At 62.0% G+C, this 20,140-nt stretch carries 20 protein-coding genes; 16 read left to right on the top strand and 4 right to left on the bottom strand.

Annotation, left to right across the window (positions count from 1 at the left end; translation table 11 throughout):
* A partial coding sequence (locus ACEW8N_RS02555; RefSeq protein WP_373498224.1) for a transketolase C-terminal domain-containing protein occupies window positions 1-488 on the top strand: 488 nt, incomplete at its 5' end.
* A 50-nt stretch (window positions 489-538) separates the two neighbouring features.
* Here ACEW8N_RS02555 and ACEW8N_RS02550 read toward each other — a convergent pair.
* A complete protein-coding gene (locus tag ACEW8N_RS02550; protein WP_373498223.1) occupies window positions 539-1,147 on the bottom strand; it encodes a DUF3786 domain-containing protein in 609 nt (202 codons plus the stop codon).
* The gene (gene cytX / locus ACEW8N_RS02545; RefSeq protein WP_373498222.1) at window positions 1,144-2,418 is read right to left on the bottom strand and encodes a putative hydroxymethylpyrimidine transporter CytX; all 1,275 of its coding nucleotides are present in this window, start codon (window positions 2,416-2,418) and stop codon (window positions 1,144-1,146) included. Before cytX ends, ACEW8N_RS02550 begins: the two co-directional genes overlap by 4 nt.
* Window positions 2,419-2,682: 264 nt before the next feature.
* Here cytX and ACEW8N_RS02540 point away from each other — a divergent pair, with 264 nt between their 5' ends.
* The 9 genes from ACEW8N_RS02540 to fusA all read left to right on the top strand — a co-directional run bounded on the left by ACEW8N_RS02540 (window position 2,683) and on the right by fusA (window position 12,206).
* Window positions 2,683-4,350, top strand: coding sequence for a 4Fe-4S dicluster domain-containing protein (locus ACEW8N_RS02540; protein WP_373498221.1), 1,668 nt, complete (start codon window positions 2,683-2,685; stop codon window positions 4,348-4,350).
* Entirely contained in the window at window positions 4,350-6,197 is a 1,848-nt protein-coding gene (locus tag ACEW8N_RS02535) for a ShlB/FhaC/HecB family hemolysin secretion/activation protein (RefSeq protein ID WP_373498220.1), read from the top strand. The genes ACEW8N_RS02540 and ACEW8N_RS02535 overlap by 1 nt, the downstream gene beginning before the upstream one ends.
* A 151-nt stretch (window positions 6,198-6,348) precedes the next feature.
* Window positions 6,349-6,744: a CrcB family protein gene (locus tag ACEW8N_RS02530; protein ID WP_373498219.1), complete on the top strand. Its 396-nt coding sequence runs from the start codon at window positions 6,349-6,351 to the stop codon at window positions 6,742-6,744.
* Window position 6,745: 1 nt separating this feature from the next.
* Window positions 6,746-8,032: a DUF190 domain-containing protein gene (locus ACEW8N_RS02525; protein ID WP_373498218.1), complete on the top strand. Its 1,287-nt coding sequence runs from the start codon at window positions 6,746-6,748 to the stop codon at window positions 8,030-8,032.
* A gap of 47 nt (window positions 8,033-8,079) precedes the next feature.
* The gene (locus ACEW8N_RS02520; RefSeq protein WP_373498217.1) at window positions 8,080-8,583 is read left to right on the top strand and encodes a zinc ribbon domain-containing protein; all 504 of its coding nucleotides are present in this window, start codon (window positions 8,080-8,082) and stop codon (window positions 8,581-8,583) included.
* A 332-nt stretch (window positions 8,584-8,915) separates the two neighbouring features.
* Window positions 8,916-9,149, top strand: a complete 234-nt coding sequence (locus tag ACEW8N_RS02515) for a ribbon-helix-helix domain-containing protein (protein ID WP_373498216.1) — start codon at window positions 8,916-8,918, stop codon at window positions 9,147-9,149.
* Complete coding sequence (locus ACEW8N_RS02510) at window positions 9,136-9,393, top strand: type II toxin-antitoxin system RelE/ParE family toxin (protein ID WP_373498215.1); 258 nt, start codon at window positions 9,136-9,138, stop codon at window positions 9,391-9,393. Before ACEW8N_RS02515 ends, ACEW8N_RS02510 begins: the two co-directional genes overlap by 14 nt.
* An 86-nt stretch (window positions 9,394-9,479) precedes the next feature.
* Window positions 9,480-10,004, top strand: a complete 525-nt coding sequence (locus tag ACEW8N_RS02505) for an O-acetyl-ADP-ribose deacetylase (protein ID WP_373498214.1) — start codon at window positions 9,480-9,482, stop codon at window positions 10,002-10,004.
* Window positions 10,005-10,172: 168 nt separating this feature from the next.
* The gene (gene fusA / locus ACEW8N_RS02500) at window positions 10,173-12,206 is read left to right on the top strand and encodes an elongation factor G (protein WP_373498213.1); all 2,034 of its coding nucleotides are present in this window, start codon (window positions 10,173-10,175) and stop codon (window positions 12,204-12,206) included.
* Here the strand turns inward: fusA and ACEW8N_RS02495 are convergent.
* Window positions 12,172-13,683, bottom strand: coding sequence for a M48 family metalloprotease (locus ACEW8N_RS02495; protein WP_373498212.1), 1,512 nt, complete (start codon window positions 13,681-13,683; stop codon window positions 12,172-12,174). The genes fusA and ACEW8N_RS02495 overlap by 35 nt on opposite strands.
* 155 nt (window positions 13,684-13,838) lie before the next feature.
* Here ACEW8N_RS02495 and ACEW8N_RS02490 point away from each other — a divergent pair, with 155 nt between their 5' ends.
* Genes ACEW8N_RS02490 through ispH form a run of 5 tightly spaced genes read left to right on the top strand, consistent with a single transcriptional unit; the run spans window position 13,839 to window position 17,921 of the window.
* Window positions 13,839-14,603: a ParA family protein gene (locus ACEW8N_RS02490; protein WP_373498211.1), complete on the top strand. Its 765-nt coding sequence runs from the start codon at window positions 13,839-13,841 to the stop codon at window positions 14,601-14,603.
* The gene (locus tag ACEW8N_RS02485) at window positions 14,596-15,540 is read left to right on the top strand and encodes a ParB/RepB/Spo0J family partition protein (protein WP_373498210.1); all 945 of its coding nucleotides are present in this window, start codon (window positions 14,596-14,598) and stop codon (window positions 15,538-15,540) included. The genes ACEW8N_RS02490 and ACEW8N_RS02485 overlap by 8 nt, the downstream gene beginning before the upstream one ends.
* Window positions 15,537-15,962 (top strand): DUF3842 family protein, encoded by a 426-nt coding sequence (locus tag ACEW8N_RS02480; RefSeq protein WP_373498209.1) that lies wholly within the window; start codon window positions 15,537-15,539, stop codon window positions 15,960-15,962. The genes ACEW8N_RS02485 and ACEW8N_RS02480 overlap by 4 nt, the downstream gene beginning before the upstream one ends.
* A 10-nt stretch (window positions 15,963-15,972) precedes the next feature.
* On the top strand, window positions 15,973-16,176 hold the full coding sequence (locus tag ACEW8N_RS02475; protein ID WP_373498208.1) for a CooT family nickel-binding protein: 204 nt from the start codon (window positions 15,973-15,975) through the stop codon (window positions 16,174-16,176).
* A gap of 8 nt (window positions 16,177-16,184) precedes the next feature.
* The gene (ispH, locus tag ACEW8N_RS02470) at window positions 16,185-17,921 is read left to right on the top strand and encodes a 4-hydroxy-3-methylbut-2-enyl diphosphate reductase (RefSeq protein ID WP_373498207.1); all 1,737 of its coding nucleotides are present in this window, start codon (window positions 16,185-16,187) and stop codon (window positions 17,919-17,921) included.
* Here ispH and plsY read toward each other — a convergent pair whose 3' ends face one another.
* Window positions 17,922-18,536, bottom strand: a complete 615-nt coding sequence (gene plsY / locus ACEW8N_RS02465; protein ID WP_373498206.1) for a glycerol-3-phosphate 1-O-acyltransferase PlsY — start codon at window positions 18,534-18,536, stop codon at window positions 17,922-17,924.
* Window positions 18,537-18,681: 145 nt separating this feature from the next.
* Here plsY and ACEW8N_RS02460 point away from each other — a divergent pair, with 145 nt between their 5' ends.
* Window positions 18,682-20,109, top strand: a complete 1,428-nt coding sequence (locus ACEW8N_RS02460) for a transferase (protein WP_373498205.1) — start codon at window positions 18,682-18,684, stop codon at window positions 20,107-20,109.
* Window positions 20,110-20,140 lie beyond the last annotated feature (31 nt).

Genomic DNA, 20,140 nt, shown 5'->3' with positions numbered 1-20,140 from the left:
CGGCCATGGCGCCGGGCGCCGGCCCGACGGCCCTGATCCTGAGCCGCCAGAAGCTGCCGGTGATCGACCGGGAGGCCTTCGCCGACGCCGCAGGTCTTGCCAAAGGCGGATATGTCCTGTCGGACTGTGAGGGGACGCCCGAGATCCTCCTCATCGGCACCGGCGCCGAGGTCCACCTCGTCCTGGCGGCCCAGAAGCGGCTGGCGGAACAGGGCATCCGTGCCCGGGTGGTCAATCTGCCCTCCTGGGAGCTGTTTGAACAGCAGGATGCGGCCTACCGGGAGGCGGTGCTTCCGTCGGATGTGCAGACGCGCCTTGCCGTCGAAGCCGGCCAGACCCTGGGATGGGAGCGATACGCCGGCCGCCGCGACGCCGTCATCGGCATCGAGACCTTCGGCACCTCCGCGCCCGGCGGCCTGGTTCTGGAGCGCTACGGTTTCACGGTGGACAACGTCGTGGAGAGGGCCCTCTCGCTGCTGAAGCGATAGCCCGGGGCATCCGGCGTGGGCGTGGGCGTCCGCCCTGTCCGCCGCCGGGGTCACCCCAGGAGTCGGAGGATCCGGCGCGTGGTGTATTCGCCCGTGTCGGCAAGCCCGTCCATGGGGATGAAATCGACGGCGTTGGACGAGAAGATGCAGGTGACGGAGGCGGGGAAATCCTCGTCAGCCTCGTAGAAAATATAGCAGAGGGCGATCTTGGGCAGGGGCATCACCCGGAAGGCGAGATCGCCTCCCACGGGGCCGACGTCGGTGCTCCCGCCCATCGTTTCCAAAATCCGGGGCAGGTGCTCCCGGACGGCCTCCACATGGGGGACGAGGGGCTCCTGGGTGTAGGCCGCGAAGGCCCCCACATAGGGCATGCTGCCCGGAAAATCCTTGAAGGCCTTGAACGGGGCCATGACCATGGGGCGGGAATCGGCGCCCAGGGCGTAGAGGGAGATGACGATCCCCACCGGCCCCGTCTGCTTCACGCCCGACAGGAAGATGCCCGCGGGAGAGATGCGGCAGGGCTCGCCGAAGGCCGAAAAAGAGACGCCGTCGCCGTCTGCCGCCCCCGGCAGCCGTGCTTCTAAATTCGCCGCGGCCCCGGGTTTGGCGAAAAGGGTGCCGATGTTGTTCTGAACGATGGCGGCGTAGTTGTCCTTCATGGTGTTTTCCTCGCTTGAACCCTTGTCAGGATCCAGTAAAGTCCCCCGGCGGCGGCCATTCCCGGAAGGGACCCGCCGACGGGGTATTTCATCACGGCGATGAGTTCGAACACGCCGAAGCCCACGGCCCAGGCCGCGACGGCGGCCACGTTGAAGCCGTTCCAATACCAGTAGGCCCCGCCGACCCTGTAGATCTCCCGGAGGTCGATCCGCTGTTTCCGAAGGATGAAATAATCGGTGAGCACCACCCCGAAGAGGGGTATGAACATGGCCCCGATGAACAGGAGGAAGTTTTCGTACTGCTCCGGCGGAAAGACGAGGGCCAGGGCGATGGAGAGGAGCCCCGCGATCCACATGAGGGTCCGGGCCTTGAGCCTCCGGGAGATGTTCAGCATGGAGCAGGTGGCCGAATAGATGTCCGGAAAGTCGGAGGTGATGGTGGAAAAGATCACCAGGATCAGGGCCGGGACGGCCAGGCCGATCTTCCCCATCATCGTCAGCAGCAGCATGGCCGGGTCGGTGTCGCCGGTGACCAGGGTGGCGGAGAGGCCGATGACGTACATCCACGAGGAGACGATGAAATATCCCCACCAGGTGCTCCAGAAGGCGGGGCCCGTCCGCCGGCTGAACCGGGAATAGTCGGCGACGAGTGGCAGCCAGGAAATGGGCATGGCGATGACCAGGTCGAGGCCGATCATGAAGGGGATCCCGCTGCCTTTCGGCGGGAGGGCGCTTTGGCCCAGCTCCCGCATGGAGACCCATGTCATCAGGACGACGATGAACAGCAGGGCCACCACCGAGGTGTTCTGGAGGACCTTCCAGAGCGGCCTCCCGGTGCACAGCGCCCAGAGCAGGGTCCCCATGCCGATGGTGACGACCCAGAAGCGGCTGTCGGCCAGGAGGCCGCCCGCCTGCGCCCCCAGCATGGCCCCCGCCTGCCCCCCGATGATGAGCATGATGGCCGCCCACCCGATGAGCTGGATGATGTTGAGCACCGCCGCGATGTCCGCGCCCCGGAGCCCGAAGGCGGGCCGAATGGAGACCATCGACGGGATGCCGTGGGTGGAGCCGATCATCCCGCCCAGACCCATGAGGGTGTTGCCGATGAGATGCCCCAGGAGAATGGCCCAGATCCCCATCCCGAGGCCCATGGGGGCGAGAAACCCGCCGGCCCAGATCTCGGCCAGGGAAATGGCCACGCCCGCCCACAGGAGAAAATAGTCCACGCTGCCGAGATTTCTGTCTTTTGCCGCAATCGGTTGAATATCCACGGTGTCTGCCTGTCTGTTGGGGGAAAAGGAATATCGAATCCGCCTTGTAATCCATTTGCTCCGGGGATTCAATCAAAGATTTGCCGTCCATGGCCCTTCGGATGGACCGCTGCGTCAGTTTTTTCTTGTGTTTTGCGCCGGAGTTTGCAAAACATTTCGATTAACATTTGGCAGTTATCCTTCAGGCGACGGCCCCGGAAGGCGCCTGAGGGGGGATCGATTTGAAAGAGGCGATCCGAACCAGACAGTCGAGGTGAACTGGAGATGAGTGTGGAACACGAAGAGATGCCGTTTGACGTGCTGTTTGTCGGCGGCGGGCCGGCCTGCCTTGCCGGGGCCATCCGGTTGATGCAACTGGCCCGTGAGAACCATATGGAACTGGAGATCGCCCTGATCGAGAAGGGCGCCGAGATCGGCGCTCATGCCGTGAGCGGGGCGATCCTGAACCCCGCGGCCCTCCGGGAACTGATGCCGGATTACGCGGACCGGGGATACCCCATGGAGGGCGTCGTCAGGGGGGATGCCTTCTACTTCCTCACGCCGGACCGGCATTACCGGATTCCCTTCGTCCCGAAACAGATGCACAACACGGGGCACCACATCATCAGCCTGTCGCGGTTCACCCGGTGGCTGGGGGCCGTCGCGGAGGAGATGGGGGTGAACGTCTTCCCGGGCTTCACCGGAATGGAGGTGCTCTATGGGCCGGACGGCAGGCGGATTGCGGGCGTCCGGACCGGGGACAAGGGGATGGACAAGGACGGAAAGCCCAAGACCAATTTCGAGCCGGGCATCGACCTCACGGCCAGGGTCGTCGTTTTCGGCGAAGGGGCCCGGGGAAGCCTCATGAAAGATCTCGCGGCAAGGCTGGGCCTCTTCGCGGGCAGGGAGCCCCAGGTCTTCGAAACCGGGATCAAGGAGGTGATCCAGCTTCCCGAGGAAAATTTCTTCAAGGCGAGCCCGATAAACGACATCCACCTGATGGGCTACCCCCTGGGGATGGACCCGCCGGGCGGCGGATTCATCTACGAGATGGACGGCAACCGCGCCGCCGTGGGGTACCTGACCGCCCTTTGCTACGAAAATCCCCACCTCGATCCCTACGAGGAATTTCTCAAGTTCAAGCAGCACCCGTTTGTCGCGGACATCCTGAAGGGCGGCAAGGTGGTGGAGCAGGGGGCACGCACCGTCTCCACCGGCGGGCTTTTCTCCATGCCGCGGCTCGCCGTGGACGGCGGCATGTTCATCGGCGGGGCCGCCGGCATGCACAACACCCCGGCGCTCAAGGGCATCCATGTGGCCATGAAGTCGGGCATGCTGGCGGCGGAGGCGTGCCTCACGGCGCTCCGGCAGGACCGCTGCGATGCCGAAACCCTGGGGGCCTACCCGCGGGGTTTTCAGGAGAGCTGGGCCGGGCGGGAGATGATCGAGGGGCGGAATTTCGCCCAGGGGCTCGCCAAAAAAGGCATCCTGAAGCTGATCTACCTCGGGTCCCAGTATCTCAGCGGCGGGCGCGGCGTGAGGGATTTCATGCCCCTTGAGGAGGACTTCCGCACCCTCGTTCCGGCAGGCAAGGCGGTCCCGCCCGAGCGGGTCGACCCCAGAACCCTGGACGGGATCCTCCATATCGACAAACTGACCGGCGTCTACCTTTCCAAGACCCTGCACCGGGAGGACCAGCCGCCCCATCTGATCGTCCACGACCGGGACCTCTGCGTCCGGGTCTGCTACCCGACCTATGGGAGCCCCTGCACCCGGTTCTGCCCCGGAAACGTCTATGAGATGGCGTCGGATGAGAAGACCGGAAGGATGCAGCTCAAGCTCAACCCCTCCAACTGCTTCCACTGCAAGACCTGTGATATCAAGGATCCTTACGAAAATATCACCTGGACCTGCCCGGAAGGCGGGGAGGGGCCGGGATACACCCTCGTCTGATGGGTCGGGGGGCGGCGCCCGCCTGCGTCCCCCCCCGAATCCATGACGGCATCAGTACCTCCACCACGAAGGAGATGGCGGTGATTTCCAGGAACCATCCACGCCGGCCGGGCGCCGGTTTTACCGGTATCGGGCTCCTCTTGTCATTCTGGATTACGGTCGCCGTGGCTGTTTCGGCCGAGATCCCTTCCAGAACGGCCGACCAGCCCGGCGTGGAGAAGCCGGAGCGCCATGGGAGGGAACGGCCCGACCTGCCCCCCTTCATCGAGGATGAGCCGCGGCAGGCACCGCTCAGGACCATGCCCGAGCCGCCGCCGGAGGGATCGACGCACCCGGCCTCGCCCCGGGTCTTCGTCCGGGCGATCCGGTGGTCCGGAAACACCGTTTTTTCCGATGACGACCTCTCCCGGCTCGCCGGGGATGTCCTGAACCGGGAGATCTCCTTCGCGGAGCTGGAGGCGCTGCGGCTGCAGGTGACCCGGCACTATATCGAGCGCGGGTATGTCAATTCCGGGGCCGTCATCCCGGATCAGAAGGTGGATTCAGGCGAAATCCGGATCCACATTGTCGAAGGCCGGCTCGCGGAGGTCCGGGTTTCGGGAAACAGTCGACTCCAGACGCCCTACATCCGAAGCCGCCTCATGACGGGGGCCGGCACGCCCCTCAATCTCAACGACCTTCAGGCGGAGGTTCAGATTCTCCATCAGAATCCCCTCATCGACCAGGTCAACGCCGAACTCAGCCCCGGACTTCGCCTGGGAGAGGCGATCCTGGACGCCGAGGTGGCGGAAGCCCCGCCCTACGTTCTGGGGGTTGAGGTCAGCAACCGGTGGTCCCCCCGGGTGGGCTCGACGGGGGGGGAACTGTACACGGCCCATCGAAACCTCTCCGGGTGGGGGGATACCCTGGGGCTCCGCTACGGGATGACCCGGGGTCTCCAGGAGGTGCTCGCCTACTATATCCTCCCCGTCACCCCGCGCGACACCCTTCTTAAATTCCGATACGAGTACACCGATTCGGATGTGGTCGAGGAGCCCTTCGACGACCTCGACATCACGGGCAGGGCCGACACCTTCGCGGTGGAGATCGCCCACCCGTTCTACCGGACGCCCACCCGCGAACTCACCATAGCCCTCCGGGGCGAGGTCCGCCACAGTGAAACCACCCTGCTGGGCGAGCCCTTCTCCTTCTCGCCGGGCGTAGCGGACGGGGAGAGCGATGTCTCGGTGGTCCGCTTCACCCAGGACTGGCTTTCCCGCAGCCGGACCCAGGTCATTGCCGTCCGCTCCGTGTTCAGCGTCGGCCTCGATGCCTTCGGTGCCACCATCCATGACGGCGGTCTTCCCGACGGGAGGTTCTTTGCGTGGCTGGGGCAGTTTCAGTGGGCGGGCCGGATGCCGGCCCTGGGCGGAAGCCAGCTTATTTTCCGGACGGACATGCAGTTCTGCGACCAGCCGGTGCTGCCCCTGGAAAAGTTTTCCGTGGGCGGTGCAACCAGCGTCAGGGGATATCGCGAGGATGAATTCGTCCGGGACAACGCCGTGGTCGCCTCCCTGGAGTTGCGGTATCCCGCCTTTCGGCTGCCCGTCCCCGGTCTTTCCAAAACCGGCGAGGACGGCATGGTCCAGCTCGCGGCCTTCGCCGACGGGGGGTGGTCCGAGAACGTGGATACGGAGACCTTCGGCCCCCGGACGATCGCAAGCGCCGGCCTGGGGTTCCGGTGGGACCCGTCGCCCGGGCTGCATGCCCATCTCTATTGGGGAATCCCCTTCCGGGATATCGATTACGGCAACGACGACCTCCAGAATGACGGCATCCATTTCCAGGTGAACTGCCTGATCTTCTGAAGGCCGTGCTTTAACGCCGTCCGGGCGTGCATTATTTTAGGAAAGCGGGGTTGGGTTCGAACGCATGTCTTTCGGCGGAGGGATCCGTGATCGGAGAGGATGCGCCGATGAGGGCGGCGGAAAAGCAGGGACGGGAGGGGCCGGGGAATTGATGGACATCCTGGTAAAGATCGGGCTGGTGATGGTTGGCGGAAGCCTGGGCGCCCTGTTCCGGTACGGCTTCGCCCTGGCCGGAGCCCGGTGGCTCGGGGTCCGCTTCCCGTGGGGGACCCTGCTGGCCAACCTGACCGGGTGCTTTCTGATCGGGGCGGCCTTTGCCCTGGGGGAGCGCACCGAGATCCTGCCGCCCTCCGCCCGGCTCTTTTTCGTCACCGGTTTTTTAGGGGCGTTCACGACCTTCTCCACCTATGCCCTGGAGTCGGTCAATTATCTCCGGGCCGGCAGCTACGCCGCGCTTGCCAGCTTTCTCGCCAACAACATCGGCGGCGGGGTGCTGGTGGTGGCCGGGTATGCGGTGATTCACATCATCCTGGAAGGAGGAAGATAACATGACCATCCGATACAGCGTCATTGAAATCTTCACCAGTGAGGGCGCAAGATGCCATAACCGCGTTCTGTACGAGGAGGTCCTGGCCTTTGTCCGGGGCCTGAAGATCGCGGCCCGGTGCACGGTGACCCGGGGCACCGACGCGTGCTACGAGGACGGCGGAACCGCGACCCAGAATATCGTCGATTTATCCTACAACCTGCCCCTCAAGATCGAGATCATCCTCCCGTCGGCCGAGCTGGATCCGGTGATGGAGGTGCTCGAGCAGATGGTCTGCGAGGGAATTGTGGGGGTCCGGGAACTGAGCGTCTACTGGCATAAGGCCAAAAAGCGCCTCCTGCCGCCCCAGATCAAGGTCCGGGACGTGATGACCGCAACGCCCAAAAGGGTTCATCGGAACACGCCGGTGGACGAGGTAGTCCGTCTCCTCTTATCTTCCACGTTTACCGGCGTGCCGGTGGTGGATGAACAGGACCGGCCCGTGGGCCTCATCTCCCAGAGCGACCTGATCTATCGGGCGGGGATGCCCATGCGCCTGGCCCTCATGGCCAATTCCGAGCCGGAGCGGGTCGACGGGATCCTGAAATCGCTTGCGGAGATGACGGCCGAGGCCATCATGACCCGGCCCGACGTCCATATCCAGGAGGACGCGCTCATGGCGGACGGCGTCAACCTGATGCTCGAAAAAAAGGTCAAGCGCCTCCTGGTGGTGGATGCGTGGGGAAAGCTCACCGGGATCGTCTCGCGCATGGACATTTTTCAAACCATCACCCGGGAGTCGCCCGACTGGAAGGCCGTTCGGAGAGGCGAAATCAAGATGGCAGACGCCCATTTCGTCTCCGACATCATGCGGCGGGACACCCAGACGGTCTCGCCCGACGCCCCGGTGGAGGAGGTCCTCCACCTGATCGACGCCGACGACATCCAGCGGGTGGCGGTGGTGGACGAGGCGGGGCGTCTTCTGGGCCTCATCTCCGACCGGAATCTTCTTTCGGCCTTTTCCGACGATCAGCCGGGCATCTGGCGGTACCTGACGCGGTTCCTCCCGTTTGCCGAGAAGGGGCAGCGCGAGAAGGCATTGCAGGAGCGGCTCCGCAGCCGGAAGGCCGGGGAGGTGATGAAAACGGAGATAGTCACCGTCCGGGAGGATGCCTTTATCGAGGACGCCATTCAGATCATGACCGAAAAAGGGTTCAAGCGCCTCCCGGTCGTGGACGAAGACGGCATCTACCGGGGAATGATCAACCGGGATTCCCTCCTGCGGGCGGGCTTCGAAAACCGGGCCTGACGGGCCCTGGAAACTTTCGTTAGAAAAATCAGCTTCACGAGGAAGAAATGCCGATATACGAATTCTATTGCAGGGAATGCCATACGATTTTCAGCTTCTTTTCGAGATCCATCGACACGACCACCTGCCCCGCCTGCCCGAAATGCGGGGTGCCCCGCCTGACGCGCCAGGTGTCGCTCTTTGCGGTCACGGGCAAGGCCAGGGAGAAAAGCGAGATGGACGATCTTCCCATCGACGAGTCCCAGATGGCAAAGGCCATGGCGGTGCTCGAAAAGGAGGCCGACCGGATCGATGAAAACGATCCGAGGCAGGCGGCGGGCCTGATGCGGAAACTGAGCGATATGACGGGGCTTCAGCTCGGCCACGGCATGGAAGAGGCCCTGGCGCGCATGGAACGCGGCGAGGACCCGGAGGCCATCGAATCGGAGATGGGGGATCTTCTCGAAGGGGAGGACCCGTTTCTCCTGCAAGGCAAGAAAAAGGGGGGCTCCTCGGGGCGGCAGAAAGCGCCCCGGCGGGACGAGACCCTGTATGATCTCAAGCCTGAGTAGTTTTGATACCGGGGTTTCCCTTGGTCAAGGTTTGCGCGCAGGATTTGCTTGGCAATGCTTTTGCTCGATAATTTAGAGAAAAATCTATATTTAAAACAAAGTCGCGATTTTTTTCATCCTAACAATTAGGCCAGCAATGGACCCACTCCAACTGAAGTCTATGATGGATGCGTGTTCTGAAGGAGAGCCTGCCGCCATTGAGGATTTTCCGCACCCGACCGGTGTTCCGTTGCGCCCCACATCCGCACGCGATGCCCGACATTCGCTTTACCATCATTGACACCATAACGTTTTAGCGTTATAATGCTATCCTAAAAAAGGAGCATGGTGTTATGGCAACTGAGGCAAAGCGGGTTACCGTCTATTTCAACCCGGATATTCACAAGGCCTTGAGGCTCAAAGCCGTTGAGACCTCTCGGACCGTATCCGATCTTGTCAATGAAGCCGTCCGGGAAGCCCTCGCAGAGGATGCGGAGGATATCAGGGCCTTTGATGAACGGGCTGATGAACCTCTGATCAGCTACGAAGAGATGATCAAGAGGCTTAAAGAAGATGGGCGGATATAGGGTTTTCTTTAAAAAATCGGTTCAAAAAGACCTTTCCGTCATTCCAAAAAAAGACCTGAAAAAAATTCTCAAAAGGATTCAAAGCCTGGAGGATGACCCACGGCCAACGGGGTGCGAAAAGTTGACCGGCCAAGAGCGCTACCGGCTTCGACAGGGGCGATATCGTATTTTGTACTCAATCCAAAACGATGAACTCTCCATTTGGATTGTGAAAGTCGGGCATCGCAAAAACATTTATCGCTGAAGCCAACATCGATTCAGGGATAGGGATCAGTACTCAAGCAAGGCACCCTGTACGAACTCAACCCGGAGTGCGGGAAAGGAGGGCTCATGGAAAAAGCGATTCTTGACCGTCTGGAGGTCCGGACGGGGGACATCACCCGTTTGAGTGCAGACGCCATCGTCAACGCGGCCAACAGCTCGCTTCTGGGCGGGGGCGGGGTGGACGGCGCCATACACCGGGCCGCGGGGCCGGGGCTTCTTGCCGAATGCCGGACCCTGGGCGGATGCCCGACGGGGGAGGCCAGAATCACCCGGGGCTACCATCTCCCGGCAAAATATGTGATCCACACCGTGGGGCCGGTCTACAAGGGCTCCCCCGAGGACCCGCTGCTGCTCGCGCGGTGCTATGAAAATTCCCTTCTGCTCGCGTCTGAACGCGGGCTTGATACCGTCGCGTTTCCGGCCATCAGCTGCGGCGTCTACGGATATCCCATGGACGAAGCCTGCCGCGTCGCCGTTTCGGCCGTGGCCAGATTCTTGAAAAGCCATCCGCTTCCGGAGCGGGTGATCTTCATGCTCTTTTCGGAGGATGCGCGGAAGGTTTACGAAGCCTGCCTGCAAGCGACGGCATGACGGCGGAACGGCGGCGGCGCCCGGGGCGGACGCGTCGCCTCTTTCCTTGACATCACCGGGGGTTTGGTCTATGAAAGGCTCCTTGTCCGGTGACACGCGCGTTGCCGAAGATCCCTGTTCAAGAAGATCCCTGTTCAAACAGACCCAAACGGTCAACTTGTGAAGACGATGAAAAAAAAGAGCGGTGTGGAAAATATCAGGAATATCGGCATCATCGCCCATATCGACGCCGGAAAGACGACTGTCACCGAACGGATTCTCTATTACACCGGGAGGTCCCATAAGCTGGGCGAGGTTCACGACGGCGAGGCCGTCATGGACTGGATGACCGATGAGCAGGAGCGGGGGATCACCATCACCTCCGCCGTGACCACCTGCCCCTGGAAGGGCCGGGACATCCAGATCATCGACACCCCGGGCCATGTCGATTTCACCATCGAGGTCGAGCGGTCCCTCCGGGTCCTGGACGGCGCGGTGGGCGTCTTCTGCGCCGTCGGCGGGGTCGAGCCCCAGTCGGAGACCGTCTGGCGCCAGGCCGACAAATACCATGTGCCCAAGATGGCCTTCATCAATAAAATGGACCGGATCGGCGCCGATTTTTTCGGCACCGTCGAGATGATGCAGGCGCGGCTCCATGCCCGGCCCCTGTTGCTCCAGCTCCCGGCGGGCATCGAGGACAGCTTCTCGGGCGTGATCGACCTTGTCCGCATGAAGCAGACCACCTGGAGAAACGAAGATCTCGGGGCCACCTTCGACGAGACGGAGATCGACCCCCGTTTTCTGGACGAGGCCGTATCCTACCGCGAAAAGCTGGTCGAAACCCTGGCCGAGACAGACGATGTCCTCATGGAGGCCTACCTGGCGGAGCAGGAGATCACCGAAGCCCAGCTTTACGGGGCGATCCGAAGGGCGACCATCGCCATGTCGCTGGTGCCGGTCCTGTGCGGTTCGGCCTTGAGAAACAAGGGCATTCAGCCCCTACTGGACGCCATCGTCAATTTCATGCCCAGCCCGGAGGACGTCCCGCCCATCCTCGGCACGAACCCCCTGACGGGCGATGAGGTCAAGTGCCTGCCGTTGGACAACCGGCCCCTTGCAGCCCTGATCTTCAAGGTGTCCATGATGGAGGGCCGAAAACTCACCTTTGTGAGGGTCTACAGCGGGAAGCTGAAGGCAGGCGAGGATGTTTTCAACACCAACCTCAACAAAAAGGAGAAGCTCTCCCGCATTCTCAAGATGCATGCCAACAAGCGGGAGCGGATCGAGACGGCCGGCCCGGGAAGCATCGTGGGTGCCGTGGGCCTCAAGGATTCCGGGACGGGGGAGACCCTCTGCCACCCGGATCATCCGGTCCTCCTCGAGAATATCGAGTTTTACGAGCCCGTGATCTCCATCGCCATCGAGCCCAAGACCCATTCGGACCAGGAGAAAATGGATCAGGTCCTGGCCAAATTCGTCGCCGAAGACCCGACCCTCAAGGTGCGGATGGACGAGGACACGGGCCAGACCATTCTGTCGGGGATGGGGGAGCTTCACCTGGAGATCATCATCAGCCGGATGATGCGGGAATTCAGCACCAGCGTCAGCGTCGGAAAGCCCCAGGTGGTCTACCGGGAAACCATTGCCCATGCGGCCGAAGCGACCGCGGTGTTCGACAAGGATGTCGCCGGCCAGCACCACTTTGGCGAGGTGCGCCTCAAATTGCGGCCCCTGGAGCGCGGGGCCGGGGTCCGCTTCGTGTCGGAGCTGACCGGCGAGGCGATCCCTGGGATATTCATCCCGGCCGTGCGGGAAGGGGTGGCGCAATCCCTGGGAAGCGGTTCGTTGATGGGGTATCCGGTGACGGACATCGAGGCGGTGCTCCTGGGCGGCGCATGGAAAGAATCCCAGGGGACCGAACTGGCCTTTCGCGTCAGCGCCTCCATGGCTTGCAAGGAGGCCATGGCCAAGGCCGGCCCCTATCTCCTCGATCCCATTATGCGGGTGGAGATCCTTGTTCCCGAGTCCTTCATGGGAGAGGTGATCGGCGATCTCAATTCACGGAAGGGGAAGATCGAGGCCATCGACATCCAGCGGGGCGTCCAGGTCATCAAGGCGGTCGTGCCGCTGGCCAACATGTTCGGGTATTCGACGAGCCTTCGGTCGGCGACCCAGGGGCGGGGCACCTTCACCATGCAGTTCTCCCATTTTGACCGGAACTGAACGGCGCGGCGCGCGTCCGCTGCCGGGGCCTGGGTGTCCTGACGGTCGACGATTCTTCTTCCTCCTCCTTGGCGGCCATTTCTTCCTTTCGCGCCGCTGACAGCATCTCCTCCGCCTCGGCTTTCTGGCGTGGATCCTGGGAGTGCTTGATCACCTGCCGGAGGTGAAACGCCGCCGTTTTCATATCGCCCCGGTCGTGATAGTACCTCCCCAGATAATAATGGGCGTCGCCCATCCGGCCTTCCTTTCCATAGGCCTCGCCCAGGTATTTGAATGCCTGGACATAGTCGGGCTGCTTTTCCAGAACCGTCCTCAGGGTGTCCGCCGCCTGGGCGTTTTCTTCCAGTTCGAGCTGGGTCCGCCCCAGCAGGAAAAAGGTTTCAAAGTCATTCGGATCGATGCCTTTGCTCCCCTCCAGGGCCGCGCGGGCCGCCTCGTACTGGCCGTCCATGAAGGCGATCTCCCCCATATCCTTCAGCATGACGGCGTCGAAGGGATTTTTCTCCAGCGCTTTCCTGACCTGGCGCAGGCCCTCCTTCGGCTGGCTGTTTCGGGCCAGGGCGATGCCGTAGCCGTGGCGGATCATCGGGTCGTCCGGGGATGCCTCGACGGCGGCCGTCATCTTCCGGAGGGCCGCGGTGGAATCCCCGTAGCCGGCGGTGAGGCGGGTCCGCACCCGGATGAACTCGGTGTTGTCGCGTTTGGCCAGGAGCTTCAGGGCATCGGGATGGCCCTGAATCCAGGTGTCCAGGTAGGCCAGGCGGTCATCGACCGCCGGGTGCGTCATGAGGTAGGAGGGGACGTCCGAGGAACCGAACCACTGCTTGTCGCGGATCTTCTTGAGCATGGTCAGCATGCCGGCCCCGCTGTACCCCGCGGCGGTCAGGGTGTTGATCCCCAGTTCGTCGGCCTGCATTTCATCCTGGCGGCTGTAGGCAAGGAAGGCCGACTGGGTGGCGGCCACGGAGCCCAGGGTGAGGGCGCTCCCCGCCTCGCCCGCGCCGCCGATGCCCAGGAAGATACCGGCCACCATGCCGGCCAGGGTGGCCCATTGAATCTTGGAGGCGAGTTCGATCCGGTGGGAGATATGGCGGGCCTGGACATGGGTGATTTCATGGGCCAGGATGCCGGCCAGCTCGTCCTCGTTGTCCATGGCCTCGATGAGGCCGCTGTGGATGAAGATGTTGCCGGCCGGCCCGGCAAAGGCATTGTAGACTTCCTGCTGGATGACGAAAAAGCGATACGAGAAGGGCTGGGGCGGAAGCTGCTTGAGAATCCTCCGGCCGACGGCGTCGACGTATCTTGCGACGGCGGGATCATGGATCACCCGGTAATGACGGGTGGCGAGTTTCAGGAACTCCTTGCCCAGGGTCTCTTCCTCCTGGATCGTGATGGCCCGGGCCGGTCCGGCAAGGAAAGCGTGAACGGCCAGGATGACGGCCATCCAGATGCCCAGGTGTTTTTTAAGTGTGCTCATGGTGTCCTCTGACAACGCTGACGGTTCCGTAATTCGGTGGGGGGCAGGGCGGGAAAACGGAACAAACCATATCTCTTCATGCTGCCTGTTGTGCCGATGGGCAAATTGAACTCATTTCTTCCCAAATATAAACATTTATGGTAAGATTCAAGATTATGACACAGATAATATGCATAGCCAATCAAAAAGGCGGTGTGGGAAAAACCACCACCGCCGTCAATCTTTCGGCGGCCCTTGCGCTGGCGGAGAAGCGAACCCTTCTGGTGGACTGCGATCCCCAGGCCAATGCCACCACGGGCATGGGCATCGACAAGAACGGTCTGGCCCAGACCCTCTACCACGGGCTGATCGGGGAGGCGGATATCGAGAGCCTCATCACCGCGACCGAGATCGACCGGCTCCAGGTGATTCCTTCCCGCGTGGAATTGATCGGCTTCGAAGTGGAGATGATGAACGAAAACGGCCGGGAACAGGTCCTTAAAAAATGTCTGTCCAGGATCGCCGACCGGTATGACTATATCATCATCGACTGCCCGCCGTCCCTGAGCCTGTTAACCCTCAACGCCATGGCGGCGGCCGACGTCCTCCTGATCCCCCTGCAGTGCGAGTTCTATGCGCTGGAGGGGCTGGGGCAGCTTCTCCAGACCAAGGCGCTCATCAACGGCGGCATCAATCCCGGCCTTTCCATTTCCGGCATTCTGCTCACCATGTTCGACAAGCGGACCAACCTCTCCCATCAGGTCGCCGAAGAGGCGATGAAATACTTCAAGGGGAAAGAGCGGGTCTTCAGCACCAGCATCCCCCGCAACGTCAGGCTGGGGGAGGCGCCCAGTTTCGGAAAGCCCATCCTGCTCTACGATGCCGGGTCCATGGGCGCGCAGAGCTATATTGCCTTGGCGAAAGAGATACTAGATGGTTGAACCTGGAGATGCGCCGCGGGAGGACAGCGAAGGGCAGCCGTCCGATCCCCTGAAGAAAAGAAAGAAGATGGCTTTGGGCAAAGGCCTGGGCGCCTTGATCCCCCATGTGGAACCCCGGGCCGTAACGCCTTCGGACGGGAAGTATTTCAAATGCGACGTCCGGCGGATCCACCCGAACCGGTATCAGCCGCGCCGCCGGTTTTCCGAAGAGGAATTGAGCGAGCTTTCCCGTTCCATCACGGAGCAGGGCGTCATTCAGCCCCTGGTGGTTCGCGAGAACGGCGACGGATATGAGCTGATCGCCGGCGAGCGGCGCCTCAGGGCCGCGAAAATGGCCGGGTTGACCCAGGTCCCGGTCGTGGTGAAAACCCTGGCGCCGTCCGGCCTCCTCGAGATGTCGCTGGTGGAGAACATCCAGCGGGAGAACCTCAACCCCATCGAGGAGTCGGATGCCTACCACCAGCTCCTGACGGAATTCGGACTCAGCCAGGAGCAGGTGGCCCTCCGTGTCGGAAAGAGCCGGCCCGCCGTGGCCAACTTCCTCCGGCTCAGGCTTCTTCCCGAAGAAATCCGGGCGTCCCTCGCGGAAGGGCGGTTCAGCATGGGCCACGCCAAGGCGGTCCTGGGCCTTCCCACCCACGCCAAACAGCTCGAGGTCTTCCGGCTGGTCGTTTCAAAAGACCTTTCGGTCCGGGAGACCGAGGTGTTCGTCAACCGGCTGAAGGAGGCCGGAAAGGATCCTGAAGCGCCGGAGCCGAGCTCCGAAGAGGTCTATTTCGCCGGCGTGGCGGAGGATCTCAGCCGGCGCCTGGGCACCAAGGTCCAGATCCAGCGGCGGGGGAAGCGGGGCCGGGTGATGATCGAGTTCTACGACGACGACGATCTGGACCGCCTGCTCAGGGTTTTCGACCGGGACGGAAAGGCCCGGACCCCATGAGTCACATCGGCGTGATGGACGGGCAGGGCGGCGGGATCGGAAGCGCCGTGATCCGCAAGATCAAAGAAATCTACGGGGAGAGTGTCGATATCACCGCCCTCGGGACCAATGCCATCGCAACGGCCCAGATGCTGAAAGCCCGCGCGAATCGGGGGGCTTCGGGCGAAAATGCCATCGTCCGGACGGTTCCGAAAATGGATGTGCTCATCGGGCCCATCGCTATCGTCATGGCCCACGCCATGATGGGCGAGGTCACCCCGAAGATGGCCGAGGCCGTCGCCATTTGCCCCGCCAGAAAACTGCTGATCCCGCTTTCCCAGGAAAACATCGAGGTGGTGGGGGTCCCTCCCGAGCCGCTCCCCCATCTCATTGAAACACTGATCTTGGAGCATTTAAGCCGCTATATGGATACCACCCCATGAGGTCATCATCATGTGCGAAGTCAGCGCGTATCTGATCGCGTATCAGATCAAGGATCAGGAACCCCGGTTGATCATGGAATCCGTGGACAGGGTCACCCCCGGGTCGGGCGGCCTCAGCCTGGTCAACATCTTCGGCGAGCAGAAATTCGTCAAGGCCCGGATTCATTCGCTTGAACTCGTCGAACACAAGATCCTTCTTGAAGAAATCGCCTGAGAATATCCATGAAGATATCCGTCGCTAAAAATGCCGGTTTCTGCATGGGCGTTCAGCGGGCTGTCGAGATGGCCCTGAATGCCTCGCATCGGTATCCTCCCCCGATTTACACCTATGGCCCCCTGATCCACAATCCCCAGGTGCTCGGTCTGCTGGCCGAGAAGGGGATATCCATATTGACGGAGATCCCTGAAAAGGCCTCCGGGACGGTTCTGATCCGGGCCCACGGCGTCCCCCCCGACACCAAGGAGCGCCTGGAGAAGGCCGGCCTCTCCGTGATCGACGCCACCTGCCCCAGGGTCATCAAGGTCCAGGCCATCATCCAGAAGCATGCCCGGGAGGGGTATGCATCCATCATCGTCGGCGACCGGGACCATCCCGAGGTGGCGGGCCTGATGGGGTATGCCGGCGCAAACGGCCACGTGGTGGGAAGCATCCACGACCTGGAGAATCTGCCCGCCTTCGACAAGGCCATTCTTGTCGCCCAGACGACCCAGAACGTCCAATTTTTCGGGTCCGTGAAGAAATGGGCCCAAAAGCATCACCCGCGCTACAAGGTGTTTGAAACCATCTGCGGTTCGACGGAGGAGCGCCAGAGCGAGACCAAGCGTCTGGCCGAGGATGTGGATGCCGTGATCGTCGTCGGGGGCCGCGACTCCGGGAATACCCAGCGGCTTGTGGAGATCGTCCGGGAAACCGGAAAGCCCGCCTGCCATATCGAAACCGAGAGCGACCTGGACATGGAACTCCTGAGGGCCGCCAGGCATATCGGCATCACCGCAGGGGCCTCCACCCCCAACTGGATCATCAAGCGGATCTACCGGATCATCGAGTCCCTTCCCCTGGAAGGCGAAAAGCTCTGGAGGCGGCGACTGTTCGAGATCCAGCGCATCGCCCTGGCCACCAACGCCTACATCGCCGTCTGCGCCGGCGCGCTCTGCTACGCCTGTTCCGTCCTGCAGAACGTCCGCAACCCGTTTCCCTATATCCTGATCTCCACCCTCTACATCCTGTCGATGCACACCCTGAACAACCTGACGGGCCTGAAGGAAGCCCGCTACAACAACCCGGACCTGGCCGTCTTTTTCGAAACCCACAAGACGAACATGGTCCTGGTGGCCCTGGCCTCGGGCGGCATCGGATTGTTCGTGGCGGCCAGCATGGGGATTCTGCCCTTTGTCCTGCTTTTGATCATGACGCTTCTGGGGCTCTCCTATAATCTGAAGCTCGTCCCGGACAGCGTCCGCACCGCCAAGTATCGCTGCATCCGGGATATCCCGGGATCCAAGACCATCCTGATTTCGTTTGCCTGGGGGGTGGTGACGGCCCTCTTTCCCATTCTCTCCGCGACGGGCGCCATCGCGTGGGCCACGATTCCCACGTTCGCCTGGGCCGTCGGCACGGTTTTCGTCCGTTCGGCCTTTTTCGACGTGCTGGACATGCAGGGGGATCAGATCGTCGGGAAGGAGACCCTGCCGATCCTCATGGGCAAACGTCCGGCCCTCGCCCTGCTGCGGATGACGCTTCTGTTTCTTTTCGTCATCCTGTTTCTGTCGACGGCGGCCGGCATCCTGCCGGGTCTCGCCCTCGCGCTCATCCTGTGCCCGATCTACATGGCGGTGCTCATCTCGTTTCACCGGCAGGCATACATCCGCCCGGGGATACGGCTGGAGCTCCTGACCGAGTCCCAATTCCTCCTGGCGGGGGTGATCACCCTGGTCTGGAGCATCGGGTTCCGCCACTGACTATATCCGGGGCTCCTTCCCCGAAAGGAGGCGCCGGATGTTCTCCCTGTGGCGGAGAACGATGCCCGCGGCCATCAGAAATCCCAGGGCCGCGAAGACCGGGGATCCGGTGAATATCCAGAGCGCCGCCGGGAGCAGGGACGCACCGGCCAGGGACCCCGCCGATACCCGGCGTGTCAGGACGACCACCAGGATGAATCCCAGAACGGCAGCGCCCACGGCGGCGGGCGAGACGGCGAGGATGCATCCGCCGGCCGTGGCAACGCCCTTCCCGCCGTTTTTGCCTTTCATGTAGATGGGAAAGAGATGTCCCAGAAAGGCGGCAAGGGCTGCGGCGGACACGTAGAGATCGCTTGCGGCGTCTTCCCGACCCGCAAGGAGCAAGGCCAGGAAAGTCGGGAGCCAGCCCTTCAGGATGTCCAGGGCCAGGGTGAGCAGTCCCAGAAAGGTCCCGGCCGTGCGCCGCACATTGGTGGCGCCGATATTGCCGCTTCCCGAGGTGCGGATGTCCACGGAGGTGAAGGCCCGGGTCAGGACCAGCCCCCAGGGAATGGACCCCAGGGCATAGGCTGCGGCGGGCAGTGCCAGAAAACCGGCGGTGCGGATGAGGGGCATGGGAGAACCTCTTTGAGTCGCTCGGATTGGCGGCACGGGCCACCTGGGGATGTGTACGGCATTTGGGCGGCGGTTTCAAGAGGATTGTAGGGACCTGACCGCCGCCTGGCGGCAACGTCTGCTGAAACTTCAAAAGGAGAGCTGAATGAAGAAACTGAGCAATCTGATGGATCGGATCATCAGCCGGGTCAACTTCAATCTTCGGATATTTTCCATTGATGTGGGAGATTACCTTCGCGGCCTGGTGCCGGAAAATCAGTTGGTCAAATTTTATGCATTCTACGGCATCTGGTCCAACCACCCGATCCATTTTCATTTCAGCAATTCCAACCTTGCCGGAAGCTGCTTCCTGGGCCGCTGCAAAATCGACAACTCCATCCTCTATAAATGCGACATCCGCGGCGACGAGCTCAAGGTGAAGGGCGAGGTTTTCCATGTGGACGACAAGACCCTCAACGTCGAGGAGGACGAGGTCATCTGGATCAAGGACAGCCTCCTCGTCAAGACCCTGGTTCACAATTATTCCCACAACCCGGAAAAACTCGAGCTGTTTCTCATCAAGAACTCGGCTTCGGCCCCCTATGCCAATATTCACGGGTCTCCCATCGAGGGATGCTTTCTCGAACCCTTCTCCACGGTCGACCTCACGACCCTCCACGACTGCCGGGTGGGCACCTACACCTATCTCCAGGTCGGCGAACTGTCCCACATTGAGGTGGACGCGGGCTGGGTTTGGATCCGGAACAAAAATCTCTTTGATTTCAACTACAATCATCCCGAGGATGTTCTGCGCAAACGATATATCGCCTTTGTCCCCGGCAAGGGCGCCATGGGGATGTTCATGGACTTCGCCGAGGACCGCAAGATGGATTTTCAGCGGCTCTACGACGTGGTGAACCTGGAGTCGCCCATCAAGGAGATCCCTCCGGGGGCGTCCATCAACCGGTACAGCGTCTGGAAAGGCAAAAACCACATCAGCAGGAACGTCCTGGTTTCCCAGAGGGCCTATCTGGAGTCATCCTGGCTGGGCGAGGGTGCCAACGCCCAGGAAAACTGCTACATCAGCTTTTCCCGGCTGGAGGGATTCAACGTGACCGCCCACGGCGCCACCATCATTTATGCCACGCTCGGCAGAAAAGTTTTCGTGGGGTTCAACTCCTTCATCCTGGGAAAGGCCGACTGCCCGCTGACCGTCGGCAATGAGAGCATCATCATGCCCCACACCATCATTGATCTCGTCGAGCCGGTCACCATTCCCGGCAATCATCTGGTATGGGGGTATATCCGGAGGCAGGCGGACCTGGAAGAGCACAGCATGCCGCTGGAGCGGCTTTCGAAAATCAAGGATCAGATCACGATCGGCAGGATGCGGTTTCGCGGATCGGGGGATGCGTTCGTGGAGGTCTTCAGGCAGCGGATCCACCATATCCTGGAAGCCAACGGCGCCTTCTTCGACGGCGAAACCGGCAGGGGGCACGCCCAGACCGGGCAGACCATCTCGTTCAACATCATCCAGCCCTACCCCACCGGGGAAGCCCGGGGGCTCTATCCCACCATCGACATCGAACCCTGACCCGCTCCACATCCAGGCGATCCGGCTGCCG

The sequence above is a fragment of the Desulfococcus sp. genome (assembly GCF_041737845.1).
Lineage (GTDB): Bacteria > Desulfobacterota > Desulfobacteria > Desulfobacterales > Desulfococcaceae > Desulfococcus.
Note: the sequence above shows the minus strand (reverse complement) of the source record. Positions and strands in the feature narration are given on the sequence as shown.